The following is a 26,858-nucleotide window of genomic DNA, read 5'->3' on the forward strand; positions in this document are numbered from 1 at the left end:
CTCAGCGGTCGTCCTCGTGCGGCCAGGGCGAGGCGGCCACCACCGTGCCGTACAGGACGTGGTCGGCCAGCAGCGCGAGCCGCTCGGCGGCGCCGTGCCGGCGGTGCAGGCCGAGCGCGGGCGCGATGGCCATCTCGAAGGCGGCCCAGACCAGCACCCCGTAGGCCGGGCCCGCCCACGGCTGCCTGCGCGCCACCCGTGGCAGCAGGGCGAAGAACGCGCCGCCGCCCGCGCCGTACAACCAGTGCACCATCTCCACCACGGCCGGCCGGCGGTCGACCGGGATGCGGTGGAAGGCCGTGGGCGCGGTCCGCTCGATGACGGACTCCGGCGGCGTCGTGGGGACCAGCCCCAACGCGGTGGTGAGCTGCCGCAGGCCCGACATCGCCATGGACGCGATCGCGCCACGGGCGGCGGCACGCGCGACCGGCTTGCGCTCCCGCCGCTCCCGTACGCCTTCGTCCAGGTCAGGAGGGGTCCGCAGGGTCTGTGTCATGGTGTGGCGCCTACCGAACGGCACCCCGGTTAAACCATCACGGGAGCGAGCGCATGCGGCCGATGATGGCGGTGGTCGAGCGGTCCGGCAGGTAGCCGAGCACCCGTACCTCGCCGCCCAGCGACCGGACCAGCGGGGCCTCGGCGAGCATCTCGGCGGTGTAGTCGCCGCCCTTCACGTAGAGCTCCGGCCGGATCATCCTGAGCAGCCGCTCCGGGGTGTCCTCGTCGAACTCGGTCACGTAGTCCACGTCGTTCAGCGCGGCCAGCACGGACATCCGGTCCTCGCACGGGTTGACCGGCCGGCCCGGTCCCTTCAGCCGGGCCACGCTGGCGTCGCTGTTGACCGCCACCACCAGCACGTCGCCGAGCTGGCCGGCCTGCTCCAGGTAGGTCACGTGGCCCCGGTGCAGCACGTCGAAGCAGCCGTTGGTGAACACCACCCGCTCCCCCCTGCGCCGGTGCTCGTCCAGGAGCTGGGCCAGGCGCTCGGCCGTCTGCACCGTGCCCTCCTGGCGGCGCAGGGCGCGCAGCAGGTCGTAGCGGGTGCAGATGGCGGTGCCCTGGCGGCGTACGACGACGCCGGCCGCCGCCTGGCCCGCCTCCGCCGCCTCCTCCGGCGACGCGCCGCCGGCCAGCCAGAGCGCGAACGCGGCGGCGTAGGTGTCGCCCGCGCCCGTCGCCATGTGCTGGGGCGCGGGCGAGGCGTAGGTCCGGTAAGGCGGGTGGCCGCTCCTGTGCAGCAGCGTGCCCTCCCCGTCCAGCGTGGTCACCACGATCCCGGCGCCCGTCAGCTCCAGCAGCCGGTCCGAGCGGGCCATCAGGTACGCCGGCCGGTCACCGGTCCAGCCGCCCGTCCCGTCGCCCAGCAGGCGCACCACCTCGTCGTAGTTCGGCAGGACCGCGGCCGGCCCGCACTCCCGCCAGGGCGCCACCGCGTGCGCGTCCACCACCAGCAGCGGCAGCCCGGCCAGCGCCCGCCGCACGGCGGTGGTGAACACCCCGCCGCCGTAGTCGCACGCCACCACCACGTCGGCGTCCGCCACGGCCGCGGCCAGCCGGCCGAGCAGCTCCCGCTCGGCCTCCTCCGGGATGGCGTCGAGGTCCTCCTCGTCGTAGCGCGCGGTGAGCTGGCCGCTGGTGACCAGCCGCCGCTTGTGCGCCGTCCGCCGCCCGGGCACGGTCACCAGGTCGGTGCCGACGCCGAGCAGGCGCAGCGACTGCACCAGCTTGTCCCCGCAGTCGTCGTCCCCCACGATGCCGACGAGGTGCACCCGCGCGCCGAGCGCCACCAGGTTGGCCGCGGTGTTGGCGGCGCCGCCCGGGGCGTCCTCGGTCGCCTCCAGGCTCATCACGGGCACCGGCGCCTCCTGGGCCAGACGCTTGGCCGAGCCGTGCAGCCACGAGTCGAGCATGACGTCGCCGACGACCACGGCGCGGATCACCCTGTCTGTGCCCATGGAAGGCGAGTACCTGCGAAAGACCTGCTCAAACCCGGTATGGCGGAAGTTACGGACAGGAGATCCCTGGGTAGCCAGGCCGCTATGCGCGGCCCTTCAGATCTCGATGTGCTCGTGCCGGCCAGGGACGGTCCCGCCCTGGAGGCGCTGGTCGGCGGCGTACGCCGGATCGCGGTGCTGCGGGCCAACGCGCTCGGCGACTACCTCATGGCCGTGCCGGCGCTGGAGGCGCTCAAGCGGGCCTACCCCGGCGCGCACCTGACGCTGCTGGGCACCGCCTGGCACGCCGAGTTCCTCACGGGACGGCCGGGGCCGGTGGACGACGTGGTGGCGCTGCCGCCGATCACCGGCGTCTCCACGCCGGAGGCCGGGCATGCGGCGCCCGACGGGCTGTGCGAGGAGCTGCGGGGGCGCGGGTTCGACCTGGCCGTGCAGATCCACGGGGGCGGGCGGTTCTCCAACCCGTTCATGCGCCGGCTGGGCGCCAGGGTGACCGCCGGGATGCGCGCCCCGGGGGCGGAGAGCCTGGACCGCTGGGTGCCGTACACCGACTATCACCACGAGACCCTCCGCTTCCTCCAGGTCGCCGCGCTGGTCGGCGCGGTGGGCGGCGGGCTGGAGGCGCGGGTGGCGGTCACCGCCGAGGACCGCGCCGAGCTGGCCCGCGCGCTCGGGGAGCCGCCGCGCGGGCTGGTGGCCGTGCACCCGGGCGCGACCGATCCCCGGCGGCGCTGGCCGGTGGAGCGCTTCGCCGAGGTGGCCGACCGCACGGGCCGTCCCGTGGCCGTGACCGGTACGCGCGAGGAGGAGCACCTGGTGACAGGCGTGATCGCGGCGATGCGCCGGCCGGCGATCCCCGTCGTCGGCACGCTCGGCATCGGCGCCCTCGCCGCCCTGTACGAGCGCTGCGACCTGCTGATCGCCAACGACACCGGCCCGCGCCACCTGGCCGCGGCCGTCGGAACCCCCACCGTCGCCGTCTACTGGTGCGGCAACCTGATCAACGCCGGCCCGCTCAGCAGGACCGCGCACCGGCCGCTGATCTCCTGGACCACGGCCTGCCCGCGCTGCGGCGCCGGCGGCGTGGCCCCGGGCGCCGAGCGCTGCCCGCACGACGTGTCATGGGTACGCGACGTCTCGGTGGACATGGTGATGGAGCAGGCCGAAGACCTGCTCACCGGACCTAGGGGAGGATGACGATGACGGATCATGCGGTGCTCGACGAGTTGCAGCAGGCCATCGACGAGGCGTTCCAGGGGCGCGAGCGGGTCGCGATGAGGGAGGTCTACTCGCAGGTCTCGCGGCACGTGGGCCTGCCGGCCGACCTGCTGACGCACCTCAACGAGCTGCCCGAGGGCGCCTACGACAGGCAGGAGCTGACCGAGGCGATCAACGAGGTGATCACCCGGAGGGGCGAGCAGGACACCCTCGGGCTGCTGGAGGTGCCCAGGCAGGCCGGGCCGGACGAAGGCGATCCTGATCTGATGCGGTAGGCGGCGCATAGCGGGAGCCGCGGGGGGCGTCTGAGAGGGTGATGTCGATCCCCCTGGAGGTGACCGTGGACGCCGCGGACGAGCAACGGTTCCGCGAGTTCGTCGCGGCGCGTTCGCCTGCCCTCATGCGGCTCGGGTTCCTGCTCACCGGTGGTGACCAGCACGCGGCCGAAGACCTGGTGCAGACCGCGCTGGCGAGGCTGGTGAGCAAGTGGCGGCGGGTGCAGGCGCCGGAGGCGTACGCCCGGCAGATCATGTACCGGCAGCAGGTCAGCTGGTGGCGGGCGAGCGTGCGGCGCGGTGAGGTGGTGCAGGCGAGCCCGCCCGAGCGCGAGGAGCGCGACGCGCACCACCAGAGCGAGCTGCGCATGGTGCTGCGCGCCGCCCTGGCCAGGCTCACCGCCCGCCAGCGCGCGGTGCTGGTGCTGCGGTATTTCGAGGATCTGCCCGAGCAGGAGGTCGCCCGGATGCTGGGCTGCTCCGTCGGCACGGTCAGGAGCACCGCGCACCGGTCCCTGGCCAGGCTGCGCGAGATCGCCCCCGAGCTGGCACAGGCACTGGAGGTGGCCAGGTGACCCGACTGCTGCGCGACACGCTGGAGGAATGGGCCGGCGAGGCCAGGGTGCCGCACGACCTGGCCGACCGGGCGCTACGGAGGCGTGCCTGGAAGCCCGTGGGAGCGGCGGTGCTGGTGGCGGTGATGATCGTGGCCGTCGCCGTGTTCGTCGGCGGCCGGCGGGAGCCGGAGCGCGTCGTCGTCCCGGCCACCGGCATCACGCTGCCGGCCCGGCCGTCGCCCGCCCCGACGGACGTGCGGACCGACACCGGGAACAGCCCGCCGGCCAAGCTGATCGCCGCGGGGGGCATGGCCGTGTCGGCGTACTACGTGACCCGGCGAGAGGAGATCTCGGAGACCGAGCAGCGCGTACGGCGGACCTGGTCCCTGTACGACCCGCGCACCGGCGGCTACGAGGAGACCCCGTACGCCTGGGTGGACGTCGCCCCAGGGCTCCAGGTGGCGGCCGTGCTCGAAGGCGACCTGATCAGCAGGCGGCTGGGCGTGCTCGACCTGAACACCCGCCGGATGCTCACCTGGATCGACCTGGAGCACCCCGTGGGGTCCGTGGCGTGGTCCCCCGACGGCACCAGGATCCTGGCCACCGCCTACTCCCGCTACCCCGACCTCCTCGAAGGCAAGGGCGACCAGGCGGCGCCACCGCGGGGCGGGAGCCCGCGCATCGGCTACTACATCGTCGACGTGCGGGCGGGGACGGCCGACTATCACGTGTTGCCGCCCTACAACCTGAACGGTCGCCAGGACCTGGGCTGGAGCCTGGACGGCACGATGATCTGGACGCCCACGGACACCGACCCGGACCGGATCTTCCTCACCCTCGACGGCCGACGGCGGGAGGCCCCCCAGGACCAGCGGTACGTCGGTTACTCGCGGATCTCGGCCACCTCGCCCGACGGCCGGCTGGTCCTGGGCCGGGACGGCCTGCCGACGGAGATCACCGAGGTCGCGACCGGCAGGGTCGCCGGCCGGCAACGGGTGCTGCAACTGCACGCCTGGGCGGACAACGACAACGTCCTCGCGCTGGGCTGCGCCGGCAGGTGCGAGGACGAGTTCGACAACGGGCTGGTGCTCGTCAGCGTGGACGGCTCCAGGATGACCCAGCTCGCCGCCAACCGTAAGAGCGACAAGGACGGCGCCTGGCGGTGGGTCCTCACACCCAGATAGCCGGATGGCGGCCGGGAGACATGACCGGGCGTTGACGGGGCAGCGACCCGGTCATGAAGCGGACCGCCCTCTTCGTGGCCGGGGTGCTGCTCATCACCGCCTGTGCCGCGCAGCCCGCGGACACGCGGGTCACGCTGGAGTTCTTCCAGTTCAAGCCGGAAGCGATCGAGACCTTCGACCGGATCATCAGGGACTTCGAGGCCGCGAACCCCGGCATCCACGTCGTGCAGAACCACACGCCCACGGCCGAGAGCGCCATCAGGGCCAGGCTGGTCAAGGACGACGTCCCCGACGTGATGGCGCTGAACGGCAACGGCGTCTTCGGCGAGCTGGCCTCGGCCGGGGTGTTCTACGACTTCTCCGGCACCCCGTCCCGCGTCTCCCCGCCCATCCAGCGCATCCTCGACGACCTGGGCGTGCACCGGGCGGGGGAGCGCAACGGGATGCCGTTCGCCTCCAACGGCAACGGCGTCATCTACAACAAGGACCTGTTCGAGCGGCACGGCGTGCGGCCGCCGACCACCTGGCCGGAGGTGGTCGCCGCGGCCAGGACGTTCCAGGCCGCCGGGGTCACGCCGTTCTACGGGACGCTGGCGGACGCGTGGACGGTGCTGCCCGCCTTCAACGCGCTGGCCGCGAACGCGGCGCCGCCCGACTTCTTCGCGCGGCGCGCGGCCGGGCGGACCTCGTTCGCCGCCGCGTATCCGGCGGTGGCGGCCAAGTTACGGGAGCTGTTCGGGTTCACCCAGCCGGACCGGCACTCCCGGACGTACGAGGACGGCAACCTCGCCTTCGCCCAGGGCAAGGCGGCCATGTACCTGCAGGGCAGCTTCGCCCTCCCGGCCATCGCCACCTCCGGCCCCCGCTTCGAGATCGGCACGTTCGCCCTGCCCGCGACCGGCGACCCCGCGGCCACCCGGCTGGTCTCGGGCGTGGACGTGGCGCTCACCATGCCCCGCGAGCCGGAGCACCCTCGGGAGTCGCTGGCCTTCATCGAGCACCTCCTGCGGCCGGAGGTGATGACCGCCTACGCGCGGGAGCAGCGCGCCGTGCCGCCGATCGAGGACGCCGCCTCCGGCGACCCCGCGCTGGCCGGGCTGATGCCGTATTTCGAGGAGGGACGGCTCACCGGCTACGCCGACCACCACATCCCGCTGGCGATCCCGCTGGAGCAGCTCCTGCAGCAGTTCCTGATCGACGGTGACCAGGCCCGCCTGTTACGCGACCTCGACCGCGAGTGGGACAAGGTCGCCGCCCGGAGCACCTCATGACGACCTCCCGCGCCTACTACTGGATGGTTCTGCCGGCCCTGGTCCTGTTCCTGGTCTTCCACACCGTGCCCGTCCTCCAGGGCTTCTACTACAGCCTCACCGACTCCCCGGGGTACGGCACGTACGGATTCGTCGGCCTGCGCAACTACGTGAACCTCCTCAGGGACGACCGGATCCTCGACGCCTACCTGTTCACCTTCCGGTTCGCCGTCGTGGCCACCGTGATGACCAACGCCCTGGCCCTGGCCATCGCGCTCGGGCTCAACGCGCGCATCCGCTTCCGCACCGCGCTGCGCGGGATCTTCTTCATCCCGAACGTGCTGGCCATCCTCATCATCGGCTACATCTTCAACTACCTGTTCGCCAACTCGATCCCGGCCGTCGCCCAGGCGCTCGGCATCGAGGCGCTGAGCACGAACCTCCTGGCCGACCCCGGGCTGGCCTGGCTCGGCATCGTCGCCGTGGCCGTCTGGCAGGCCGCCGCGTTCAACATCATCATCTATCTCGCCGGGCTGCAGACGATCTCCGACGACGTGCGGGAGGCCGCCACGATCGACGGCGCGGGCTCGTGGCGGCAGTTCAGGTCGATCGTCTTCCCGCTGATCGCGCCGTTCTTCACGATCAACATGGTGCTGTCGCTGAAGAACTTCCTGCAGGTCTTCGACCACATCGTGGCCCTCACCAACGGCGGCCCCGGCACCGCGACCACGTCGGTCTCCCTGCTCATCTACAGCGGTGGCCTGGAGGGCGGCGAGTACGCGTATCAGACGGCCAACGCCATCGTGTACTTCCTCGTCATCGTCGCCGTCTCCGCCTTCCAGCTCCGCGTCCTGCAACGCCGCGAAATGAGCGCCTGATGCGACACACCAACCCCTGGCTGACCGCCCTGATGGCGGCCTGCGCGCTGACCGTGCTCGTCCCGCTGTACTTCACCGTGGTCACCGCGCTGAAGGAGCCGGCCGAACTCGCGGGCGCGGGCTTCGGCCTGCCCGCCGACCCCCGCTGGAGCAACTTCGCCGACGCCTGGCACCTGACGAACTACCCGCGGGCCGCCCTGAACAGCGCCCTGGTCACCGTCGGCGCCGTGGTCCTGACGCTGCTGACCAACTCGCTGGTGGCCTACGCCATCGCCCGCAACCTGCACCGCCGCCTGTTCAAGGGCCTGTACTTCTACTTCGTCTCGGCCCTGTTCGTGCCGTTCCCGATCATCATGCTGCCGGTCATCAAGCAGACCTCGCTGCTGCGCCTGGACAACCAGGCAGGCCTGATCCTGCTGTACGTCGTCTACGGCCTGGCCTTCAACATCTTCCTCTACGTGGGGTACATCAAGTCGATCCCGCGGGCCCTGGAGGAGGCGGCCCGCACGGACGGCGCGGGCACGTGGACGGTCTTCTGGAAGGTGATCTTCCCGCTGCTCGCCCCCATGAACGCCACCGTGGGCATCCTGACGTTCCTGTGGGCGTGGAACGACTTCCTGCTGCCGCTGGTGGTGCTGTCCAGCCCGAGCGCCAGGACCCTCCCGCTGGTCCAGTACGTCTTCCAGAGCCAGTTCAGCACCGACTACACCACGGCCTTCGCCTCCTACCTGATGGCCCTGGCCCCGGCGCTGCTCGTCTACCTGTTCGCCCAGCGCTGGGTGATCTCGGGCGTGCTGCGCGGGGCTGTGAAGTAACTTTATTGACCGATCGTTCTCGATACTGCTAGCGTTCACGACCATGGCCAGGACCAAGGAGTTCGATCCGGACGCGGCGCTGCAGCAGGCGCTGGAGCTGTTCTGGGAGCGGGGCTACGAGGCGACCTCGATGGCCGACCTCGTGGAGCGCCTCGGAATCGCGCGGGCGAGCATCTACGCGACCTTCGGCGGCAAGCGCGAGCTCTACCTGAAGGCGCTGGAGCGTTACCTCCAGCAGCGCGATGTGGTCGCGCCGCTGGCCCAGCCGGGCCCGGCGCTGCCCGCCATCCGCGCCTTCCTCGACTCCTACGTGGCCGAATGCCTGGCCGACGAGCTGCGGCGGGGCTGCATGGTGGTCAACACGGCCGTGGAGTTCGCCACGCGCGACGCGGAGGTGTCCCGCAAGGTGACGGAGAGCTGGGCGGGGCTGGAGACGGCGCTGGCCGGGGCGCTGGTCAGGGCGCGCGCCCAGGGGGAGCTGCCGGCGGGCAAGGACCCGTACGCGCTGGCCCGGTTCCTGCTCGTGCTGCTGCAGGGGCTCAGGGTGCTCGGCCGGGCCGACCCGGACCCGCGCAGGTTGCGGGACGCGGTCGAACAGGCCATGACAGCTGTCGTGATTTGAGAACGATTGGTATGGAATTATGACTGGACGTTTTACCGGCAAGGTCGCGCTCGTCACGGGCGCGAGCGGGGTCGTGGGGCGGGCGGCGGCGCTGGCGTACGCGCGGGAAGGCGCGGCGGTGCTCGTCGCGGGGCGCGACGCGGACCGCCTGGCCGAGGTCGTGAAGCTGGCCGAGGAGAACGGCGGGCGGGTGAGCGCGTTCACCGTGGACATCACCCGCTCGGCCGAGGTCGCCGCCATGGTGGAGGCGGCGGTCTCCCGGTACGGCGGGCTCGACGTGGCGCTCAACGCGGCCGGGATCTTCGGCCAGGTGGCGCCGCTGGCCGACTACGACGAGGACACCTGGGACGACGTGCTGGCGGTCAACCTCAAGGGCGTGTTCCTGTCGATGAAGCACGAGATCGCCCACATGCGGGCGCACGGGGGCGGCGCCGTCGTCAACGTGGCCTCCAACCTGGGGGCGCACTGGCGCCTGGCGGGGGCGGGCGCGTACGCCGCCTCGAAGGCCGCGGTGAGCCACCTGACCCGCACGGCCGCCCGCGACCACATCGCTGACGGCGTCCGCGTCAACGCCATCAGCCCCGGCCCGATCGACTCGCCCATGTCCATGCGGCCCGGCGAGACGCCGCAGGACCGGGACGACCGCATGAGGGGCGCGCTGCCGATCGGCCGCGTGGCCACCCCGGAGGAGATCGCCGCCGCGGCGCTGTGGCTGTCGTCGCCGGAGTCGAGCTTCGTCGTCGGCGCCGACCACGTGATCGACGGCGGCGCCACGGCCTGACCCGCGTCAGCGCGGCACCCGCAGCCGACGCAGCACCGGCACGAGGAGAGCGAGGACCGCCACCAGCCCGAACAGCGGCCAGGGACCGAAGACCATGCTGAGCCAGGCCAGCAGGCCGGCGCTCACGAAGTCCATCGGCATGATGCCGCTGACCAGCAGGAACACGGCAACGGTCCAGTAGCAGAGGAGAAAGGCCGACACCCGCCGCACCGCCACCCCGGCGGGCCTCTCCTCGGCCGGGCCCGTGGTCCGGGTGGCGAGCAGCACCAGCAGGGCGGCACCCAGGAGGGCCACGCTCGTGCCCGTCCCGAGATGGCTCACCACTTTCGCGAACCACCTGCCGCTGAACACCCGCACCTCGGCACAGGCCTCAGCGTCGTAGTACGGCAGGCTGAGCGGCAGGAGCACGGCGAGCGACGCGAGGACCGCCGCCGAGCGCCGCCCCGTCGTCCCCGACCGCCGCCAGGCCGACGCCATCAGCACCACGAACACGGGGACGGCCGCGATCAGCGACAGCCACACCACCGCGAACGCATCCGCGCGCAGCGGCAGGAGGAGCGGCTCCATGATCCGGTCCCACACGCCGAGCGGCTGGAGGACCGACGCCGGGCAGTAGGAGAACCACCCGTATCCCGGCCCGTCCCTCCACGCCGCCCACGTCGGGTAGGCAGCGGCACCAAGGGCACCTGACCAGGCAACCAGGGCTGATCGCGACAAGCCGTCCTCCTCTGTGTCCGCGAAACCCTACTGCGGCGCACGTCATGAAGGGAGGTTGAGCGGGGTGGTCACGACGAGGTGCCATTCGCCCCCGTACGGGCTGCCGTCCATCCACGCGATCACCGGACGCCCCTCGCCGTTCAGCGCCATGGCCAGGCCGTGGCCCGCGTAATGGCGCATCTTCGCCACCGGGGTGTGCGTGCAGCGCGTGCCCGTGCAGGCGGCGACGACGAGCCGCTCGCGGTCGAGGTCCTGGTAGGCCACCAGGGCCCGCCCGTCCCGGTCCAGCACCATGGCCGGCGCCGCGTGATCCAGGCCGGGCGCGGACAGCACGACGGTGTCGGCCTGCGAGCACTCCGGGTTGCGGCAGTCGAGCAGCCTGATCGATCCGTCGGCCGAGTCCCGGTAGGCGATCAGCGGCCGGGTGTCCTCCCGGAGGAGCATGGTCGCGCCCGACTGGTTGTCGTGGTCGTCGCGGCGCCAGGGCCGGCCGCCGTGGACGGGCCGCTCCACGCGGGGCCGCGCGCAGTCGGAGTCCGCGCAGGTGATCACGGTGATCGAGCCGGTGTCGCCGTCGAAGCGGACGACGGAGGGGCGGTCGAGCGGGCCGGCGGCGACGGCGAGGCCGCGGTCCTGGTAGACCGAGGTGCGGGAGGGGAGCCTGGCGACCTCCTTCGTGCGCGGGCTGGTGCAGGCCGGGTCCTCGCAGGTGGTGATGGAGAGCACCTCCTGGTCCTCCTCGCCCTCCCGCCACGGCAGCCCGCGCACGTGGGCGACCACCAGGCCGCCGTAGCGCCCCGGCGCCAGCGCCACGAGCCGGTCGTCCGTGGCGTGCGTCGCCTCCGCGAGGGGCTTGCCGCCAGGAGCCGGGACGCAGCCGGCCGCGTCGCACATCAGCAGCCCGAGCCGGGCGCGCCAGTCGTCGTCCTCGAGCTTGTTCCCCTCCTGCGCCCACGTCGCCACGACGAGCCGCCCGCCGACCAGCCGGGCGACGGCCGCCCGCGGGTCCCCGTCGACGCCGGCCGGCTCGGCCCAGGCGTACCGGGTACGGTCACAGGTGCTGTCGGCGCACGTGAGCAGTTTGGCCTCGGCGGATGAGTCCATGAGCATGACCATGCGCGCGCCCTCGCCCGCGTGCACGGCCTGCAGGTCCCATCCGCCGAGAGTCGGTCGCGGCCGGCCGTCCGCCTGGATCTCCGGGCCCCGGTCGCGGCTCCAGGTGGCGGTGACGACCGTTTCGGTGGTCTCCAGCCAGCCGAGCGGGTTGACCAGCATCGTGCCGCCGTAGAGCAGGCCGGGCACCAGCAGCGCCCCCAGCACCGAGGCCGGCCTGGCCGAGCCCGGCCCGCTCCCGGGCAGGCCCTCGACGACCTGCCCGTACTCGGCGGTCCCGCCCCGGAGCGCCAGGCGGTGCAGGAACAGGCGGGCGATCACCGTCGCCTGGAACGCGGGGACGACCAGCCCCAGGACGGAGCCCGCCAGGCCCCGCGCGAGCTGGTTCCCGGACGCCGCCCACTGCGCGCCCTGCTGGACCAGGGCGGGGAGGACCAGCACGCCGAAGGCCAGCGTGACCGCGCTCGACCAGAAACCGCCCGTCCCGTGCCCGCGCGCGCACGCCAGCACGTACGCACGCTTGAGCGCGCCTCCCGCGGGCCGGCCCTCCAGGGCCACGATCGGCACCGCCAGCAGGCACGGGATCGCGAGCAGCGTCAGCGGGACCATCACGGCGAACGACCCCAGCAGTTCCCCGTCCCACAGCAGCGTGGCCGCCCCGGCCGCCACGATCGCCGCGAACACCACGACGCCCAGCAGCGTGAGCCCCAGGATCGCGGGCAGGCACCGGACCGCGGCCCGCAGCGCCGCGGACGTGCTGACGGGCCGGCCGGCCAGCAGCCCGGCGGCGAGCACGACGGTGGCGGGCACGACGACGGCCTGCGCTGCCAGCGAGGCGAGCAACGTGCCCGCCGTCCACACCGCCAGCGGCCGGCCCGGCGCGCCGATCAGCTCGAACGCGCCGTTGACCAGCGCCGCCGACCCGTCCACGACGAGCGCCAGCCCCAGCAGGGACAGCAGGCCGACCGGCACGAACACCAGCAGGGCGGGGGCCACGAGCCGGATCAGGTGCCGCGCCGCGGTCGCGTAGGCCGGCCGGAGCACCCCGGACCGCTGTCCGGCGGCCATGGCGTCGTCGTGGCGGGTGTCCGCCCGTAACACCGCCTCGGACATGGAGGCCTCCAGCGCAGTGGGGATCGCCTTGTGGCCAGAGCGTAGGGTCCGCGGGCCGCGTGGAAGGGGGACGCGTCCCGGTCGGCATCGGATCGAACCCGTGGCGGGACGCCGCACGTACACCTACGGCGCAGCGGACGGCCCGCGCCCGGGAGGGGGGTCGGGCGCGGGCCGTCGTGGGGGATGGGCTACCTGCTGATGCGCACCGCGTCGGCGATGACGTAGCCGGTGCCCGAGGTCCACCGGCTCACGCCGACCACGTTGTACGTGCCCGCGTTGAGGGCGAACGTGCCGATGCTGCGCCAGGCTCCACCGCCGGAGCGCTGGTCGACGTAGACGGTCTGGTTGCCGCTCGACGTCGCCACGATGTACGGCGCCGAGCTGTTGTACCCGGGATCGGCCGGATACCAGACCTCGACCTGGTACGTCCCCGCGCTGGGGATCGTGGCCGAGAACCAGGCCGGGTCACTGGCCGCGACCGGGTCGGCGAAGCGGTAGTCGGCACCGTGGCGCTGGCTGGAGTAGGTGGAGGTGCCCCAGTTGGCGCCGGCGGTGAACTGGCCGGCCGTGGCGTTGTCGACCGTGGTGCTCCACGTCGGGGTGCCGCCACCGGTCACGTAGTTCATGTACGTGGTCCAGTTCCAGTGCGGGCCCGGGTCGGTGTGGGTCGCGCCGGGGACCTCGTTGTGGCCGATGATGCCGGTCCGGGTCTTGGGGATGCCGTACTTGTCGCACAGGGCGCGCGTCAGGGCGGCCGAGGCCCGGTACATGGCGTCGGTGAACCACGAGGCGTCGCTGACGAAGCCCTCGTGCTCGATGCCGATGGACCGGTTGTTGTAGGTCGAGTTCCCGGCGTGCCAGGCGACGTCCTTGTCGCGCACCATCTGGGTGATGGCCCCGCTGGAGGACTTGACCACGTAGTGCGAGGAGACCTGGGCGCTGGGGTTCTGGAACCAGGAGATCGTCCCGGCGTACGAGCCCTGGGTGACGTGGATGACCACCCGGTCGATGTTGTAGCTGGTCTCCCGGCTGGAGACGCGGTAGTTGCTGGTGCTGGCCGGGACCCAGGCGGCCGGCGGGTAGTCGGGGCTGGCGACCGCCGCCTGCGCGCTCAGGTCGCGCGCCTTGGCGAGGGCGCCGCGGTCGGCGGTGACCTCCTGCGGCTTGACCTGCACGCCGCGCAGGTCGATGCCGAGGCCGAGCTGCTCGTAGACCGCGTCGGCGTACAGGCGGGCCAGCTCGGGTGAGGCGGCGTTGCCGTACTTGGCCACGGCCTGGTACCAGCGGCCGAGGTCCTTCCTGGCGGTCTCGTCGAGGCCCAGCCCGTCGGCGTGGGCGCGCAGCACGGCCGCGCCGCCGAGGATGTTGGCCTCGTCGTCGGCCTTGAGCCGGTCGGCGGTGAGCCCGGTGAGCTCGGCGGCCTTCTCCAGTGAGTGGTTGGTGGGGTTGCTGACCAGGTGCATCACGCCGTAGCCGCCGCTGGCGCTGGGCTCGCCGCCGTGCCCGTCGAGGTGGGTCTCGGCGTAGGCGAGCGCGACGAGCAGGTCGCGGGGTACGTCGTGCGCGGCGGCCGCCTTGGCGAAGGCCGCGGGCAGCGGGGGCTCCTTGGCCTGGGACCATGCGGGCTGGCCTGCGGCGATGAGGAGGATGGCGAGGATCGAGGTGGCGAGGGCTGCTAATCGCGTGCGGGCGAGAGTCATGGGGTGCTCCTCGTTCACAGGTGACGGGTGCAACCTATGGCAGCTTCTGACTAATGTCGATAATTGACATTACTGCGGAGTTAGGTGAAACTTTTCGCCCCGCGGTCAGGGGTCCCGGAGATTAGGTCCCCGTGAACTTCTGAAAACTATTGCGCTTCCGTGCGAATGCACTGAAACTTCCCTTCGTGACCGCGCTCCTGCGTATCGTCCTGGCGGCGCTCACCGCCGCACTCGTCAGTATCGTGGCCCCTACCTCCGCCGTCGCAGCCGCTTGCACGACAGATCCCGCCATGCCGAAGCGGCAGCTCAGAGCCATGTGGATCTCCTCGGTGGCCAACATCGACTGGCCCAGCCGCACCGGCCTGAGCGTGTCGGCGCAGCAGGCCGAGTTCCGGGCCTGGCTCGACCTGGCCGTGGCCAAGCGCATGAACGCCGTGGTCGTGCAGGTCCGGCCGACCGCCGACGCGTTCTGGCCCTCGCCGTACGAGCCGTGGTCGCAGTGGCTGACCGGCACCCAGGGCGGCAACCCCGGGTACGACCCGCTGGCCTTCATGGTCAACGAGGCCCACGCCCGGAACCTGAAGTTCCACGCCTGGTTCAACCCGTACCGGATCGCCAACCACGACGACCCGTCCAGGCTCGTGGCCACGCACCCCGCGCGGCAGCACCCCGACTGGCGCTTCGCCTACGGCGGCAAGCTCTACTACAACCCGGGCATCCCGGAGGTCCGCGACTTCATCGAGGACGCGATCATGGACGCCGTCTCCCGGTACGACGTGGACGGCGTGCACCTCGACGACTACTTCTACCCCTATCCGGTCAGCGGCCAGGCCATCCCCGACTCCGCGACCTACGCCAGGTACGGCGGCTCGTTCGGCAACGTCGCCGACTGGCGCCGCGAGAACGTCAACCTCCTGGTACGCGAGCTCGACCAGCGCATCCACGCCGCCAAGCCGCACGTGTCCTTCGGCATCAGCCCGTTCGGCATCTGGCGCAACGCCGGCACCCGCTCGGCTCGCCCACCTCGGGGCTGCAGTCGTACGACGCGATCTACGCCGACAGCAGGCAGTGGGTGAAGCAGGGCTGGGTGGACTACCTCGCCCCGCAGATCTACTGGCACATCGGCTTCTCCACGGCGGCCTACGAGGTGCTCACCGCCTGGTGGGCCGACGTGGTCCGGGGCACCGGCGTGCAGCTCGTCATCGGCCAGGCCGCCTACCGCGCGGGCGCCTCGGGGCAGGACGCCGCCTGGCAGGACCCGGCGGAGCTGAGCGACCACCTCTTCGACAACCGGCGACATCCCGAGGTGGCCGGCGACATCTACTTCAGCGCCAAGGACGTCAAGGCGGACCGGATCGGCGCCTTCACCAGGGTCGTCAACGCCCACTACACCAGGCCCGCGCTGCTGCCCGCCCGCGGCTCCGCCGCCGCCCCCGCCGCGCCCTCGATCACCTCGGCGACGCGGGTCTCGAACGGCGTGCAGCTCGCCTGGACGGGCTCGGCCACGGCGTATGCGGTCTACCGGGTGGACGGCTCACCGCCGGCGGCCGACCCGTGCTTCTTCGCCGACGCCCGCAACCTGGTCACCACGACCAGGCAGAAGACGTTCACCGACACGACCGCCGGCGGGCCGGCGTACACCTACTACGTGACCGCGCTCAACCGGACGCACCAGGAGAGCGCCCCGAGCACGGGCAAGGCCGTGGGCTCCGGCGGGGGCGGCCCGTTCAGCGTGGTGATCGACAACGCGGACGCCGGGTTCGCCGCGGGCTCGGCCTGGGGCACCTCCACGTACTCGGCGCAGCTCCACGGCGCGGACTACCGCTTCGCCCCGCCGGTCGCGGCCAGCGATCCGGCCTGGTTCAGGGCGGCCGTCCCGATCGCCGGGAACTACCGGGTGGAGGTGTGGCATCCGGCCGACGCCGGGTACAACAGCGCGACGCCGTACATCGTGGCGGCCTCCGGCGGGAACCAGACCGTCACCGTGGACCAGCGCACGGGGGGCGGGACGTGGCGGAGCATCGGCACGTTCCCGCTCGCCGCCGGGACCTACAACGTGGTCGGGGTGAGCCGCTGGACCTCCACCACCGGATACGTCATCGCCGACGCCGTCCGGATCACCGAGCTCTGATCGGCCACCCGGGGAAGGGTGGGCACGTACGGCGGGTGATCGTACGATGAACCGGTGGACGGTGCCCGCCCGCGACCTGTCGACGCGATCGCGGTCCTGGTCGCGGCAGGCTTGACGCCTGCGACCGGCTATACGGGTCCGGGCCTGGTGATCCTGCTGGCGGGGGCGCTGCCGGTGCTCTGGATGCGCTGCGCGCCCATCGTCGTCGCCTGGGTCGGCGCGGGCACCGCGATCGTGCTGCCGGTGTTGTCGGCGCTCGTCCCGTCCGCCGTTCCGCTTCCCTCCGCCGGCGCCCCGATCTGGCCGCCCGTGTGCGCGTTCGCGGCCTACGGCGCGATGGCGTTCGCGTCCGGGCGGCATCGCCCGCTCTCGCGGTGGGTGCCGGTGATCGTGCTCGCCGCCGCCGTCCTGTCCCTGCCTGACCGGCTCCCGCTGGTGGCCCGCACCGAGGCGGTCATCGCGCTCGCCGTGGTGTACGGCCTCTACACCGCCACCAGGGAACGCCTGCGCGCCGAGCTGGTGGAGCGCTCCGAGCGGGTGGAGCGCGAGCGGCTGGCGGGCGAGCTGCACGACGTCGTCACCCACCGGGTCAGCAAGATGGTGCTCCAGGCGGGCGTGCTGGCCCTGACCGCCGCTGACGACCGGGCCAGGGCGGCGGCCGAGGACATCCGGGCGACCGGCTCCGAGACGCTGGACGAGCTGCGCCACATGGTGGCGCTGTTACGGCGCGGCACCGGCGAGGGGTTCGACCTGGGGCTGCCCATGCCCGACCTGCGGCCGCTGGTGATCGACTCGGCCCGGGCCGGGGTGCCGGCGGAGCTGGCGGTGGACGGAGCGCCGGTGCCCGTCTCGGGGGTGGTGGGGCGGACCGCGTACCTGGTGGTCGAGGCGGCCCTCGCGAACGTGCGCAAGCACGCGCCGGGCGCGGAGGTGCGCGTCACGGTCCGCTACACGCGCGGCTCCGTGCGGATCGCCGTCCGCAACACCGCTCCCCGGCCCGACTCCTGGGTCACCGCCGACGACCCGGGGGTGAACCTGCTCGACCTGCGGCGCCGGGTGGCGGTGGCCGGCGGCACGCTGGAGAGCGGCGTCCAGGAGGACGGCGGGTTCCGCGTCGAGGCGATCTTCCCCACGTCACCGCCATGACTGCGCTGCGATAACCTCGTCGGGTCCAAGCCTGGGGGGTGAATCACGCGGTGCCGGAGCCACTCGACGACGCGGAGCTCGAGCGCCACATGGACGAGACGCTCGCGCGCGTGGAGTCGTTACGGGCCGGGGAGACGCCCCCGGAGCGCGTGCCGGACGCGCCGGAGGCCCGCGGCGAGGCCGAGGACGGGCGGGTGCGCGTGGTCGTCCGCGCCGGGGCCGTCCAGCTCGTCAGCCTCGATCCGCGCCTCCTGCGGCTGCCTCCTGACAGGCTGGCCGAGCTGGTGCGGGAGGCCGCCAACGCGGCGATCGCCGAGCTCCTCGGCCGCCCCACCGCCGACGTGCCCGATCTGGCCGAGCTGGCCAGGACGCTGCACCAGGTCCGCGACGAGGCCCTCTACCAGATGGACGTCATCTCCCGGTCGATCGCCTCGGCGATGGCCAGGATCCGCGAGCGGACCTCCGTGGCCGGCGACCCCCGTCCGCGTGGCCTGGAGGACCTCCTCGACCTGACGCGGCGCAACCTCGACGACGCGCTGGCCGGGGTGGACGGCCTGGCGGAGCCCGTACGCGGAAAGGGCGAGGCCGCCAGGGGGTGGGTGCGCGTGGTGGTGACCGACGGGCGGGTGGAGTCGGTGCGGATCCACCCGAAGGCCATGGTGGAGGGCTCGTACGAGCTGGGCGACCACCTGCGCGCGGCCATGAACGCGGCCTTCGAGGACCTGCCCCGGCGCCGCCAGGGCACCGGCGCGGTGGACCTGGCGGACGTGGCCCGCCGCGCGCGCGAGACGCAGCTCGCCGGCGTCGCGCAGATGCACGCCGCCACCCGCGCGCTGCGCGACATCATGACCAGCATCCAGGGACCGGAGTGAGGTGTTCGGTGGACCCCGAAGGAATCTTGTACAGGCCGGCGGACACCCACCGGGCCGCCACGGGCGTGGGGGCGTCGGCGGAGGAGCTGCGGGCGCGCCTGGCCGCCTTCGAGCGGGAGCTCACCGGCGACGGTGACGCGTTCGGCGCCGACGACCTGGGCGCCGTCATCGGGACGATCTACGGGGCCATCCACCAGATGGCGTTCGAGTCCTACGGCGACAACACGGGTGACATGGGAACGTACGCCCGCAAGCTGCAGGTGACGGGCGTCAACCAGAAGCGCAGCGAGGACGCGGCCGTGGTCGAGATCAACAACGTGCGAAAGATGCTCGGGTAGCCGCCATGGGGATGAAGCTGCCGGCCGGGCTGGCCAAGGTCATGAACCTGACCGGCCGCCAATGGCCGATGAGCGACGAGGAGAAGCTGCTCAGGATGGGCCTGGCCTGGCTCGGCATGAGCGGTGACGTGGGCCGGCTGGCCGGCTCCGCCGGCGCGCTCGCGGCGACGGCCTGGACGGTGCAGGAGGGCGCGAGCGTCACCGCCGCGCACGACGCGTGGGACGGCCCGGACTCGCCGCAGAAGAACCTGCTCGACGGCCTGACCGGCGCGGACATCATCGGTCTGGGGCTGATGGTGTGCGCCGCGATCGTCCTGGTGCTCAAGGTCAACTTCATCGTCCAGCTGATCCAGCTCGCGATCCAGCTCTTCCAGGCGATGGCGGCGGCGCCGGCCACGATGGGGGCCTCCACGCTGCAGGTCCCGATCCTCATGGAGATCACCGGCAGGCTGCTCGACCTGTGCATCACCGTGGCCATGAACGGCGTCATGGGCGGCTGAGGCCGGCTCAGGCCCCGGCGAGCCCGTTCTCGTACTCCGCCAGCGCCGACTCGCGCGAGTGGTAGGAGGGGAACTCGATGACCCGGCCGTCCTCCCGCAGGACCAGCAGCGGCCCCGCGCCCAGCACGCCTTCCTCGGGGTCGCGGGTGCGCAGGTAGGAGAGGGTGGTGTAGACGAACAGCCAGCCGTAGGGGCGCTCGATCGTGGCCTCGTCGTTGACCGCGAACTCCTCCTCGCCCTCCTCGGGAGCGAACTCCCTGGCGACGTAGTCGCGGACGATCCGCTCGGCCTCCGCTCTGGTGATCATCGCTGTCCTCCGTCACCCCGTCCGGTAGAAATCGTACTGGGAGAACCTGGCCGCGTGCGGATTCGTGTCGGCCATGCGCATGAACTGCCCGTCCAGGTACGACATCCGGCCGCCCACGTTGGCCACGTTGTAGACGTGCCCCGCACCCTCGCCGCCGCGCGCCACGATGATGCCGCGGGCGCCGGGGTTCGCCGCGATCAGGCGCTCCACGTCGTCCAGGGAGCTCAAACCCGTCATCCGGTCGCTGGCCAGGCCCTGGTAGGCGCCGCGGGCCTGGGGGATCGGCACGCCCCTGGCCCGGGCGCCGGCGACGGCGGCGCGGCCGGCCAGGATGTCGTCCACCGCCAGGGCGACCTCCGCGCAGTTCCGCTTGTTGCCGGTGGGGTTCACGTGCCGCATGGCGACCCTGGTCTCGTACCTGCCGAGGGGCCGGCCGCCGGCCTCCCGCAGGAGGCGGTCGATCTGCTGGTGGCCCTCCCGCATGGCGGTCTGCTGGGCCGCGGTCAGCGGCGTGTTGCCGCCCTCCAGCAGGTGGACGCGCTGGGGACGCAGCTCGACCAGCGGGATCTGCCCGCGCCGCCGCAGCGCGTAGCGGGCGGCCTCGTCGTCGACCCCGGCCAGCAGCTGGGGGCCGCGCCGCCCGCCCCCGCGGGCCGCCCTGCTCCTGAACCAGGGCGCCGCCTTGCGGAAGAGGCCCAATGCCGCCCCACCGAACTTCGCCATCCGGGATGTATAGCACGATCCCGGGCGTCGTATCGGAGGGTCAGCGGCTGTAGATCACCGACAGGAACCGCACCAGCACCGCCTCCCGGGCGGCGGCGGGCAGCGCGTCCAGGACGGCGTTGACCACCGCCATCTCCGGTTGCCCGGCGCCCGGCCGCAGGTCCACCCCGACCGACGCGCTCAGCTCGGCGAACGTGGCGTCGTCCAGCGCCTCCAGGTCCAGCCCCGCGACCAGGTCCACCAGCCCGTCGGGCAGCACGGCGGGGCCGCGCTCGCGGGCGGCCGCGGCCGACTCGGCGATCACCTTCAGCATGGCCTCGACCCCGGCCAGCGTGACCCCGGTGACCGTGATGTGCAGGTTGGCCGGGATGCCGGCGTAGGAGAGCTGCGGCTGCAGGAACCAGCCCCGCGCCCGGGCCTCGTCCGCCAGCACGAACACGTCGATCCCGTCACCTGCGAACGCCACCAGCGACGACTCCGGCGCCCCCAGCACCCGCAGGCCGGGGATCGCCGCGATGCCCTCGCGCAGCCGGTCCGCCGCCTCCAGGGTGGCCCGGCCCAGCTCCACGTAGCCCTCGCGGCCCAGCGCCTGCAGCGTGGCCCAGGCGCCGCCGAGCGGGCCCGCCGACCGGGAGCTCTGCACGGTCGCGTTGATGATCGTGTAGCCCGGCCAGGCGGCCGAGGCGAAGTACGCCTTGCGGCGCATCGCCGGATCGGCGAAGAGCAGGACCGAGGCGCCCTTGGGGGCGTACCCGAACTTGTGCAGATCGCAGGAGATCGACGTGACCCCGGGCACGGACAGGTCGAACGGCGGGATCGCCGCCCCCGCCGCCCGCAACCACGGCAGCAGCCACCCGCCCACGCACGCGTCCACGTGGAACGGCACGCCCGCCGCCGCGGCCACGGCGCCGATCTCCTCGATGGGGTCGATCACGCCCTGCGGGTAGGACGGCGCGGAGGCCACGACCAGGACGGTGTCGGCGCCGATCGCCTCCTCGACGTCGCGGGCCCGCACCTTGTACGTCTCCAGGTCCACCGGCACGGCGACCACCTCGATCCCGAGATAGTGCGCCGCCTTGTGGAAGGCGGGGTGGGCGGTGACCGGCAGCACCAGGTTCGGGCGGTCCCGGCCGGCCAGGTCGCGCGCGGCCTTCACGGCCAGCATGATCGACTCGGTGCCGCCGCTGGTGAAGATGCCGTGGCCGCCGCCGAGTAAGTCCGCGACCGCGCCGACGACCTGCCGCTCCATCTCGACCACGCTGGGGAAGGCGGTCGGGTCGAGGCAGTTGACCTCCAGCATCTCCAGGTACGCCCGGGTCGCGGCGTCGTTCACCTCGGCCCGCCCGGTGTCGTAGACGTAGGCGGTCACCTGGCCGCCGCGCACGGGCAGGTCGTGCTCCTTGAGCCGGGCCACCTCCGCCAGCAGGTCTTCGGCGGTCCTCCCGGCCGGGGGCAGATTCACACGCTCTCCTTGTTCCTCGTGGGGGCGAGCCGGCCGTACCGGACGACGAACGGCAGGCTGATCAGCATGAGCAGGGCGGGCAGCGCCGTGAACCCGAGCAGCACCCCGGTCAGCGCGCCCGGCGGCTGGGCGACCGGCGACTCGACCGGCGCCGAGGCGAACCCGGACACGGACAGCACCAGCGCGAACAGTCCCGGTCCGAGCGCCAGCCCGGCGGTCTCGCCCGCCGTCCACAGCCCGGTGAACGCGCCGGCCTGCGCGTGCCCCGTGCGGGCGGCGTCGGCGTGCACGGTGTCGGGCAGCATCGACAGCGGCAGCAGTTGCAGCGCCGCGTAGCAGACCCCGGCCAGCGCGGTCAGCACCAGCGTCGCGGCCAGGCCACCCGCCGAGATGGCCGGGATCAGCGCGACCGCGACGCCGCAGAAGCCGAGCGAGGCGGCCAGGTAGCAGCGCACGGGCCCGTGGACGCGCGCCAGCCAGGCCCAGCCGGGCACGGCCAGCATGCTCGGGCCGACCAGGCACACGAACATCACCGAGGTCAGCCCGTAGTCGCCCAGCCGGTACGAGGCCACGTACGGCGCTCCGGCCAGCATCACCGCCACGGCCAGCGCCTGCGTCACGAAGGCCGCCAGCAGCACGAAGAACGGCAGGTTGCCCCTGGCCAGGCGGAAGGCGGCCACCGGGCCGAGTGGCCGGGGTCCCGGCCTGGACGGCACCCAGCGGGTGGCCAGCGTCGCGGCGGCCAGCGCCACCGCCATGACGGCGCCGATCGCCACGCCCATCACGGCGTACCCGGCCCGGCCCCCGCCCGCCAGATCGACCACGGCCGGGGCCAGCCCGCCGGCCACCAGGATGCCGACCGTCAGGCACACCACCCGCCAGGACATGATCCGCGTCCGCTCGCCCCGGTCGGCCGACATCTCGGCGGGCAGGGCCACGTACGGCACCTGGAAGCAGGCGAACGCGCTGGCCGCGACCAGGAACGCCGCCCCCGCCCAGACCGCCCCCGGGACGTCCCCCGGCACCGCGAACATCAGCGCGAACGCCACCGGCAACGTCACCGAGCCGATCGTCAGCAGCCGCGTCCTGCGGCCCGTCCGCACGGCCTCGCGGTCGCTGGCGGCGCCGACCAGCGGGTTGAGCAGCACGTCCCAGATCTTGGGCGCGACCAGCACGGCGCCCGCCACGGCCGCGGGGACGCCGAGCATGTCGGTCAGGTAGTACAGGAGCAGCAGGCCGGGGACCGCCGAGAACACGCCGGTGCCGACGGAGCCGATCCCGTAGCCCAGCAGCCGGCCCCGGCCCAGCCGCGCGGCGGTCACCGGGGGTCGCCAGGCAGGCCGAGCGTGCGGTGCAGGGTCAGGTGCAGGTGGGCGCGGAAGCGGCGCAGCGCGGCCCGGTCGCCGGCCGCCCGGCGGCGGCCCTCGGCGTCGAGCACCCCGCCCTTGGCGAAGCCGTGCACGGACCAGATGACCGTCCAGACGGTGTATTCGAGATCCACGTCCGCGGAGATCAGCCCGGTCTCGACGGCGGGGCGCAGCGCGCCGGTCACCGCCGACAGCAGCGGCTGGACGTACTGGCGCTCCAGCTCGGTGATGTCGCTGGCGTCGGAGAGCCAGCGGTGCATCCACAGGGCGGGCACCTCGGGGTTGTCCACGCAGAAGTCGAGGTAGTCGTCGGTCAGCCGGTGGATGGCGGTCACGGGGTCGTCGCCGGGCAGCCGGCCGAGCGCCGTCTCCAGCGCCGCCTTCTCCGCCCGGTGCGCGGCCTCCATGACGGCGAGATACAGCTCCCGCTTGCCGCCCACGTGATAGTTGACGGTGGCGATGTTCAGCCCGGCGGCCTCGGCGATCTGGCGCGTCGAGGTGCCGTCGTAACCGAGCGCCGCGAACAGCTGCGTCGCGACCTTGAGGATCAGGCCGGCCTGTGTGCTCTCCGCAGGGGTCATGCGACCGAAGGTAGTTCGGTCACCCCCTCTCGGTCAATCACTTGATGGAGAGCGCTCAGTCCGGCGCCCAGTACTTCTCCATGAGCTGGTCCAGCTGCCGGACCATCGGCTGCCAGCTCGCCGGGAGGCTGTAGCGGCTGGCCCGCCGCTTGTCGTAGGCCAGCGTGTACTTGATGAAGTCCGCCCCCGGCGGCTGTACCTCCGAGCGCCCGATCCGCAGGTGCCTCAGGTGGGCGCGCAGCCGGCGCTTCTCCTTGGCGGTCAGGCACTTGTCGATGGTCGGCCCCGTACGCCGGCTGAGCCGCACGCACCCGTTGCCGTAGACGATCACCCGGTCGTCCAGCCCCGCGAAGCCGCCCTGCTTGCGGAAGTCCACCAGCGCCTTCCTCGGCGCCACCCCGGCCTGCGCCGCCGGGGCCATGGACGTGCTCGGTGCCAGCAGGAGCACGGGCAGGAGTACGATTCTCCAGATCCTCATGCCCTCTTGGACGTTTCCCGGCCCCGAACGGCTCACCGCGGCATCCCCTGGGCGTACGGCGGTTGGGCGTACGCCCAGGGGATCACCGTGCTACTTGCAGCGCGCGCCGTTGAGGTGGAACACCTCGGGCGCCGGGTTCGGGCCGGCGGCGTTCGTGCCGTTGAACCCGAACGTCACCTTCTGGCCCGGCTTGATCTTGCCGTTCCAGCCCAGCGCCTTGGCCGTCACCACCGAGCCCGACTGCGCCAGCGTCGCGCCCCAGGCGTGCCCGGCCCGCTGGCCGCTCAGGAACGACCAGCGCAGGCTCCAGCCGTCCACCGCCTGCTTTCCGGTGTTCTCGATCACGACCTGCGCGGTGAACCCGCCGGGCCACGAGCCGTGCGCCGAGTAGCCGACCCGGCAGTCCGAGCGCTCGCTCTTGTCCGCCAGGAACGCCGCGACCCAGGCCAGCGGGGAGTTCCAGTTGATGGTCAGCTCGTTCGTGGCCCACGACTCGATGTGGTCGATGTAGCAGAACTGCGGCTTGCAGCCCTGGAGCAGGCGCTGCGCGAGCGGGTCCTGGATGCTGGAGTTCGGGCCGCCGGCCAGCGTGCCGATCGGCGGGTTGGGCAGCTCGGGGTCGAGCTGGCGGGCGTACCAGCGGCTGTGCTGGTTCTTGGAGGCCACCTCGCCGTAGCCGGTCACGTACGACTGGTTGAGCGCGTTGCGGCCCAGGATGTAGTCCATGCCCTCGCGGACGGCCGCCCGGTACTTCTCGTGGCCGGTCAGGTCGTACGCGGTCGCCACGACGACCAGGTTGTTCAGCACCAGGTTGTTGGAGCCCCAGTCGAAGTCCGGCGGGTTGTACGGCAGCCCGTACGGGTGCTCCTTCTGGATCGCGAGATACTTCTCGGCACCCTCGATCACCGACTGCCGCACCCGTGCCCGGTCGGGCAGCGCGTTCGGCACGGTGGCCAGCTCCAGGCGGCCGAGCTGGGCGGTGTTGCCCCAGTCGAAGCCGCGCTCGCGCCAGACGTCGCCGGTGTGGTGCGGCGAGGCCAGCACGAAGTCCCTGAACTCCTTCTCGCCCGTCGTGATGTACAGCTCGGCCGCCGCCCAGTAGAACTCGTCGCTCACGTCGCCGTCGCTGTAGGCGCCGCCGCCGGTGCCGTCGTTCGGGTCGGCGTACTTCTCCGGGTTCGCCCTGGCGGCCGCCCACGCCTTGCGGGCCGCCTTGAGGTTGCTGGCGGCGAACGCGGCGTCGTACGGGGCGTACAGCCGGGCCGCCTGCGCCGCCGTCGCGGCCAGGTTGAGCGTGGCGGCCGTGGAGGGCGGGTGCAGCTCGCGCAGCTGCGGGTCCAGGTGGGGCAGCAGGGGGAGGCCGGTCCAGTTCTGGTCGTGGATCTTGTGGTGCGCCATCCCGGCGTACGGTTTGCCGTCCGGCACCTGCATGCTCAGCAGGAACTCCTGCTCCCAGCGGGCCTCGTCCAGGATGTCCGGCCGGCCGTTGCCGCTCTCGGGGATGTTCAGCTGGCCGTCCGTGAACGCCGCCCGGTCCCGCTCGTACGCGGCCATGAGCTGGTGGACGGAGATGCCGCCGTTGACGACGTACTTGCCGTGGTCGCCGGCGTCGTACCAGCCGCCCTTGACGTTCAGCGTGTAGTCGCAGACGCCGGGCTGGCACGGCACGTCCACGTCGCCCTGGTTCGGCGCGGCGTTGACGTGACCGGCCGGCCGGCCGTACCCGGGCCGGAGGCTGTCGAGGATCTCGATCCCGCTGCGCTGGGTGTAGTAGAACTTGAGCGCGTCCGAGGGGAGCCGGTCGTAGATGTCCGCCCTGATGTCGAACGGCCTGCTCGTCTCGCCGTCGGCCGTCAGCGTGTAGCCCTCGCCGGGCTTGCGGTACGCGCCGAAGTCGAGCGTGTGCACGTTCTGGCCCGAGCTGGCGTCCACGCCCCTGGGGGTGGTCCGGCCGCTCGCCACGGTCTCCTTCTCGGCGTTCCTGAGCTCCCAGTCCAGGGCCTCGGTCGCGGCGGTGACGACCGTGGCCTTCTTGGGCCCGGCGGGCAGGTAGCCGACCATGTTCACCCGCACGCGCGGGCCGGTGTCAGGCTCGTAGACCTCGGGTTCGGCGCCGCCCTTGAGCGACACGTCGTCCATGCAGAACCTCCAGGGCTCGACGCTGCCGCCCAGCTGGAACACCACCTGGGCGTTCGGCAGCGACGCGGGGGCGGTGAACGTGTAGGAGTAGCTGTTGCCCGAGACGCTCATCTCCGGCGCGGCCGACAGGTACTGGGTCCAGGGGTCCACCGGTAGTTGGATCAGCGCCCGGCCGACCTTGGCCGGGGTCGCGGCGGCGAAGAACCGGTAGGCGTACGTCTCGCCTTCCACCAGCGGGATGTCGTTCTGGCCGATGATGACGTCCCACGGGTTGGCGGTGCCGCCGGGGATGTCGGCGCACAGCCGGCCGCCGTCCACCGCGAGGGTGACGTTGCCGGTTCCCCACCAGGGGGCGGTGCCGGTGTCGAAGGTGCCGTTCACGATCTGCTCGGGTCCCTCGTCGGCCGCCGCGTGCGCGGCCGGGGCGGGGGACAGGGCGACCATGGTGAGGAGGGCCAGTAAGGCGGCCCGGCATCGGGTCATGGAGGTCCTTCAGGGGGTTGGGAGCGCTCCCAAAAATGGCGCGAATCCGATCCTCCTTTCCCGCCGCCGCGCCGTCAACGGCTGCGCACCGCCCGGCCCGGAAGACTGTGAAACTTTCATGCCCCGGTGGGCAGGGGGAGCCTGTGCGCGTCG

Annotated in this window: 27 protein-coding genes; 15 read left to right on the forward strand and 12 right to left on the reverse strand. The window is 72.7% G+C overall.

Annotation, left to right across the window (positions count from 1 at the left end):
- Position 1: 1 nt before the first annotated feature.
- Entirely contained in the window at positions 2 to 496 is a 495-nt protein-coding gene (locus ACTWPW_RS26710; protein ID WP_375110766.1) for a hypothetical protein, read from the reverse strand.
- Positions 497 to 533: 37 nt separating this feature from the next.
- The gene (gene rfaE2 / locus ACTWPW_RS26715; protein ID WP_443170236.1) at positions 534 to 1,955 is read right to left on the reverse strand and encodes a D-glycero-beta-D-manno-heptose 1-phosphate adenylyltransferase; all 1,422 of its coding nucleotides are present in this window, start codon (positions 1,953 to 1,955) and stop codon (positions 534 to 536) included.
- 84 nt (positions 1,956 to 2,039) lie between these two features.
- On the opposite strand from rfaE2, the gene ACTWPW_RS26720 reads away from it, so the two are divergent.
- From ACTWPW_RS26720 to ACTWPW_RS26760, 9 genes are read left to right on the forward strand one after another with little or no spacing between them, the layout of a single operon-like run.
- Positions 2,040 to 3,152: a glycosyltransferase family 9 protein gene (locus tag ACTWPW_RS26720; protein WP_375110768.1), complete on the forward strand. Its 1,113-nt coding sequence runs from the start codon at positions 2,040 to 2,042 to the stop codon at positions 3,150 to 3,152.
- 2 nt (positions 3,153 to 3,154) lie between these two features.
- Positions 3,155 to 3,448: a hypothetical protein gene (locus tag ACTWPW_RS26725; protein WP_375110769.1), complete on the forward strand. Its 294-nt coding sequence runs from the start codon at positions 3,155 to 3,157 to the stop codon at positions 3,446 to 3,448.
- A gap of 41 nt (positions 3,449 to 3,489) precedes the next feature.
- On the forward strand, positions 3,490 to 4,023 hold the full coding sequence (locus ACTWPW_RS26730) for a SigE family RNA polymerase sigma factor (protein ID WP_375110770.1): 534 nt from the start codon (positions 3,490 to 3,492) through the stop codon (positions 4,021 to 4,023).
- Positions 4,020 to 5,189, forward strand: coding sequence for a hypothetical protein (locus tag ACTWPW_RS26735; RefSeq protein ID WP_443170237.1), 1,170 nt, complete (start codon positions 4,020 to 4,022; stop codon positions 5,187 to 5,189). Before ACTWPW_RS26730 ends, ACTWPW_RS26735 begins: the two co-directional genes overlap by 4 nt.
- Before the next feature lie 53 nt (positions 5,190 to 5,242).
- Entirely contained in the window at positions 5,243 to 6,460 is a 1,218-nt protein-coding gene (locus tag ACTWPW_RS26740) for an ABC transporter substrate-binding protein (RefSeq protein WP_375110772.1), read from the forward strand.
- Entirely contained in the window at positions 6,457 to 7,317 is an 861-nt protein-coding gene (locus ACTWPW_RS26745; protein ID WP_443170238.1) for a carbohydrate ABC transporter permease, read from the forward strand. The genes ACTWPW_RS26740 and ACTWPW_RS26745 overlap by 4 nt, the downstream gene beginning before the upstream one ends.
- Positions 7,317 to 8,132 carry a carbohydrate ABC transporter permease gene (locus ACTWPW_RS26750; protein WP_375110774.1) on the forward strand — a complete coding sequence of 272 codons (816 nt, stop codon included), beginning with the start codon at positions 7,317 to 7,319 and terminating at the stop codon, positions 8,130 to 8,132. The genes ACTWPW_RS26745 and ACTWPW_RS26750 overlap by 1 nt, the downstream gene beginning before the upstream one ends.
- 43 nt (positions 8,133 to 8,175) lie before the next feature.
- Positions 8,176 to 8,754 carry a TetR/AcrR family transcriptional regulator gene (locus tag ACTWPW_RS26755; RefSeq protein ID WP_443170239.1) on the forward strand — a complete coding sequence of 193 codons (579 nt, stop codon included), beginning with the start codon at positions 8,176 to 8,178 and terminating at the stop codon, positions 8,752 to 8,754.
- 19 nt (positions 8,755 to 8,773) lie between these two features.
- Positions 8,774 to 9,535: an SDR family NAD(P)-dependent oxidoreductase gene (locus ACTWPW_RS26760; RefSeq protein WP_443170240.1), complete on the forward strand. Its 762-nt coding sequence runs from the start codon at positions 8,774 to 8,776 to the stop codon at positions 9,533 to 9,535.
- 6 nt (positions 9,536 to 9,541) lie between these two features.
- On the opposite strand, the gene ACTWPW_RS26765 is transcribed toward ACTWPW_RS26760, so the two are convergent.
- From ACTWPW_RS26765 to ACTWPW_RS26775, 3 genes are all read right to left on the reverse strand, one after another.
- Positions 9,542 to 10,252, reverse strand: coding sequence for a hypothetical protein (locus ACTWPW_RS26765; RefSeq protein WP_443170241.1), 711 nt, complete (start codon positions 10,250 to 10,252; stop codon positions 9,542 to 9,544).
- Positions 10,253 to 10,294: 42 nt separating this feature from the next.
- Complete coding sequence (locus ACTWPW_RS26770) at positions 10,295 to 12,478, reverse strand: hypothetical protein (RefSeq protein WP_443170242.1); 2,184 nt, start codon at positions 12,476 to 12,478, stop codon at positions 10,295 to 10,297.
- Between the two features lie 188 nt (positions 12,479 to 12,666).
- The gene (locus ACTWPW_RS26775) at positions 12,667 to 14,178 is read right to left on the reverse strand and encodes a golvesin C-terminal-like domain-containing protein (RefSeq protein WP_375110780.1); all 1,512 of its coding nucleotides are present in this window, start codon (positions 14,176 to 14,178) and stop codon (positions 12,667 to 12,669) included.
- Between the two features lie 290 nt (positions 14,179 to 14,468).
- On the opposite strand from ACTWPW_RS26775, the gene ACTWPW_RS26780 reads away from it, so the two are divergent.
- Genes ACTWPW_RS26780 through ACTWPW_RS26805 form a run of 6 tightly spaced genes read left to right on the forward strand, consistent with a single transcriptional unit; the run spans position 14,469 to position 19,165 of the window.
- A complete protein-coding gene (locus tag ACTWPW_RS26780) occupies positions 14,469 to 15,254 on the forward strand; it encodes a glycoside hydrolase family 10 protein (RefSeq protein ID WP_443170243.1) in 786 nt (261 codons plus the stop codon).
- Positions 15,251 to 16,309, forward strand: a complete 1,059-nt coding sequence (locus tag ACTWPW_RS26785) for a golvesin C-terminal-like domain-containing protein (RefSeq protein ID WP_443170244.1) — start codon at positions 15,251 to 15,253, stop codon at positions 16,307 to 16,309. Before ACTWPW_RS26780 ends, ACTWPW_RS26785 begins: the two co-directional genes overlap by 4 nt.
- Positions 16,310 to 16,363: 54 nt before the next feature.
- Positions 16,364 to 17,455, forward strand: a complete 1,092-nt coding sequence (locus ACTWPW_RS26790; protein ID WP_375110782.1) for a sensor histidine kinase — start codon at positions 16,364 to 16,366, stop codon at positions 17,453 to 17,455.
- A gap of 50 nt (positions 17,456 to 17,505) precedes the next feature.
- Entirely contained in the window at positions 17,506 to 18,327 is an 822-nt protein-coding gene (locus tag ACTWPW_RS26795) for a hypothetical protein (protein WP_443170245.1), read from the forward strand.
- 26 nt (positions 18,328 to 18,353) lie between these two features.
- A complete protein-coding gene (locus tag ACTWPW_RS26800; protein ID WP_375110784.1) occupies positions 18,354 to 18,665 on the forward strand; it encodes a hypothetical protein in 312 nt (103 codons plus the stop codon).
- Between the two features lie 5 nt (positions 18,666 to 18,670).
- Positions 18,671 to 19,165: a WXG100-like domain-containing protein gene (locus ACTWPW_RS26805; protein WP_375110786.1), complete on the forward strand. Its 495-nt coding sequence runs from the start codon at positions 18,671 to 18,673 to the stop codon at positions 19,163 to 19,165.
- A 7-nt stretch (positions 19,166 to 19,172) separates the two neighbouring features.
- On the opposite strand, the gene ACTWPW_RS26810 is transcribed toward ACTWPW_RS26805, so the two are convergent.
- The 7 genes from ACTWPW_RS26810 to ACTWPW_RS26840 form a co-directional block, all read right to left on the reverse strand.
- Entirely contained in the window at positions 19,173 to 19,472 is a 300-nt protein-coding gene (locus ACTWPW_RS26810; RefSeq protein WP_364114083.1) for a YrhB domain-containing protein, read from the reverse strand.
- Positions 19,473 to 19,484: 12 nt separating this feature from the next.
- Positions 19,485 to 20,195, reverse strand: a complete 711-nt coding sequence (locus ACTWPW_RS26815) for a toxin glutamine deamidase domain-containing protein (protein ID WP_375110787.1) — start codon at positions 20,193 to 20,195, stop codon at positions 19,485 to 19,487.
- A 40-nt stretch (positions 20,196 to 20,235) separates the two neighbouring features.
- On the reverse strand, positions 20,236 to 21,657 hold the full coding sequence (locus tag ACTWPW_RS26820; RefSeq protein WP_443170246.1) for a pyridoxal phosphate-dependent decarboxylase family protein: 1,422 nt from the start codon (positions 21,655 to 21,657) through the stop codon (positions 20,236 to 20,238).
- On the reverse strand, positions 21,654 to 22,979 hold the full coding sequence (locus ACTWPW_RS26825; RefSeq protein ID WP_443170247.1) for an MFS transporter: 1,326 nt from the start codon (positions 22,977 to 22,979) through the stop codon (positions 21,654 to 21,656). The genes ACTWPW_RS26820 and ACTWPW_RS26825 overlap by 4 nt, the downstream gene beginning before the upstream one ends.
- Complete coding sequence (locus ACTWPW_RS26830) at positions 22,976 to 23,605, reverse strand: TetR/AcrR family transcriptional regulator (protein ID WP_443170248.1); 630 nt, start codon at positions 23,603 to 23,605, stop codon at positions 22,976 to 22,978. The genes ACTWPW_RS26825 and ACTWPW_RS26830 overlap by 4 nt, the downstream gene beginning before the upstream one ends.
- A gap of 55 nt (positions 23,606 to 23,660) precedes the next feature.
- Positions 23,661 to 24,083 carry a hypothetical protein gene (locus ACTWPW_RS26835; protein ID WP_443170249.1) on the reverse strand — a complete coding sequence of 141 codons (423 nt, stop codon included), beginning with the start codon at positions 24,081 to 24,083 and terminating at the stop codon, positions 23,661 to 23,663.
- Between the two features lie 90 nt (positions 24,084 to 24,173).
- Positions 24,174 to 26,705 (reverse strand): glycoside hydrolase family 9 protein, encoded by a 2,532-nt coding sequence (locus ACTWPW_RS26840; RefSeq protein ID WP_375110792.1) that lies wholly within the window; start codon positions 26,703 to 26,705, stop codon positions 24,174 to 24,176.
- Positions 26,706 to 26,858 lie beyond the last annotated feature (153 nt).

Source organism: Nonomuraea sp. KM90, from assembly GCF_052246675.1.
In the GTDB taxonomy this organism is placed as follows: domain Bacteria; phylum Actinomycetota; class Actinomycetes; order Streptosporangiales; family Streptosporangiaceae; genus Nonomuraea.

Excerpts from the sequence above, each read along its gene's own strand:
- ACTWPW_RS26710 (WP_375110766.1), bottom strand. The coding sequence starts at position 496 with ATGACACAGACCCTGCGGACCCCTCCTGACCTGGACGAAGGCGTACGG.
- rfaE2 (WP_443170236.1), bottom strand. The coding sequence starts at position 1,955 with ATGGGCACAGACAGGGTGATCCGCGCCGTGGTCGTCGGCGACGTCATG.
- ACTWPW_RS26720 (WP_375110768.1), top strand. The coding sequence starts at position 2,040 with ATGCGCGGCCCTTCAGATCTCGATGTGCTCGTGCCGGCCAGGGACGGT.
- ACTWPW_RS26725 (WP_375110769.1), top strand. The coding sequence starts at position 3,155 with ATGACGGATCATGCGGTGCTCGACGAGTTGCAGCAGGCCATCGACGAG.
- ACTWPW_RS26730 (WP_375110770.1), top strand. The coding sequence starts at position 3,490 with ATGTCGATCCCCCTGGAGGTGACCGTGGACGCCGCGGACGAGCAACGG.
- ACTWPW_RS26740 (WP_375110772.1), top strand. The coding sequence starts at position 5,243 with ATGAAGCGGACCGCCCTCTTCGTGGCCGGGGTGCTGCTCATCACCGCC.
- ACTWPW_RS26745 (WP_443170238.1), top strand. The coding sequence starts at position 6,457 with ATGACGACCTCCCGCGCCTACTACTGGATGGTTCTGCCGGCCCTGGTC.
- ACTWPW_RS26750 (WP_375110774.1), top strand. The coding sequence starts at position 7,317 with ATGCGACACACCAACCCCTGGCTGACCGCCCTGATGGCGGCCTGCGCG.
- ACTWPW_RS26755 (WP_443170239.1), top strand. The coding sequence starts at position 8,176 with ATGGCCAGGACCAAGGAGTTCGATCCGGACGCGGCGCTGCAGCAGGCG.
- ACTWPW_RS26760 (WP_443170240.1), top strand. The coding sequence starts at position 8,774 with ATGACTGGACGTTTTACCGGCAAGGTCGCGCTCGTCACGGGCGCGAGC.
- ACTWPW_RS26770 (WP_443170242.1), bottom strand. The coding sequence starts at position 12,478 with ATGTCCGAGGCGGTGTTACGGGCGGACACCCGCCACGACGACGCCATG.
- ACTWPW_RS26775 (WP_375110780.1), bottom strand. The coding sequence starts at position 14,178 with ATGACTCTCGCCCGCACGCGATTAGCAGCCCTCGCCACCTCGATCCTC.
- ACTWPW_RS26780 (WP_443170243.1), top strand. The coding sequence starts at position 14,469 with ATGCCGAAGCGGCAGCTCAGAGCCATGTGGATCTCCTCGGTGGCCAAC.
- ACTWPW_RS26805 (WP_375110786.1), top strand. The coding sequence starts at position 18,671 with ATGGGGATGAAGCTGCCGGCCGGGCTGGCCAAGGTCATGAACCTGACC.
- ACTWPW_RS26810 (WP_364114083.1), bottom strand. The coding sequence starts at position 19,472 with ATGATCACCAGAGCGGAGGCCGAGCGGATCGTCCGCGACTACGTCGCC.
- ACTWPW_RS26815 (WP_375110787.1), bottom strand. The coding sequence starts at position 20,195 with ATGGCGAAGTTCGGTGGGGCGGCATTGGGCCTCTTCCGCAAGGCGGCG.
- ACTWPW_RS26830 (WP_443170248.1), bottom strand. The coding sequence starts at position 23,605 with ATGACCCCTGCGGAGAGCACACAGGCCGGCCTGATCCTCAAGGTCGCG.
- ACTWPW_RS26835 (WP_443170249.1), bottom strand. The coding sequence starts at position 24,083 with ATGAGGATCTGGAGAATCGTACTCCTGCCCGTGCTCCTGCTGGCACCG.
- ACTWPW_RS26840 (WP_375110792.1), bottom strand. The coding sequence starts at position 26,705 with ATGACCCGATGCCGGGCCGCCTTACTGGCCCTCCTCACCATGGTCGCC.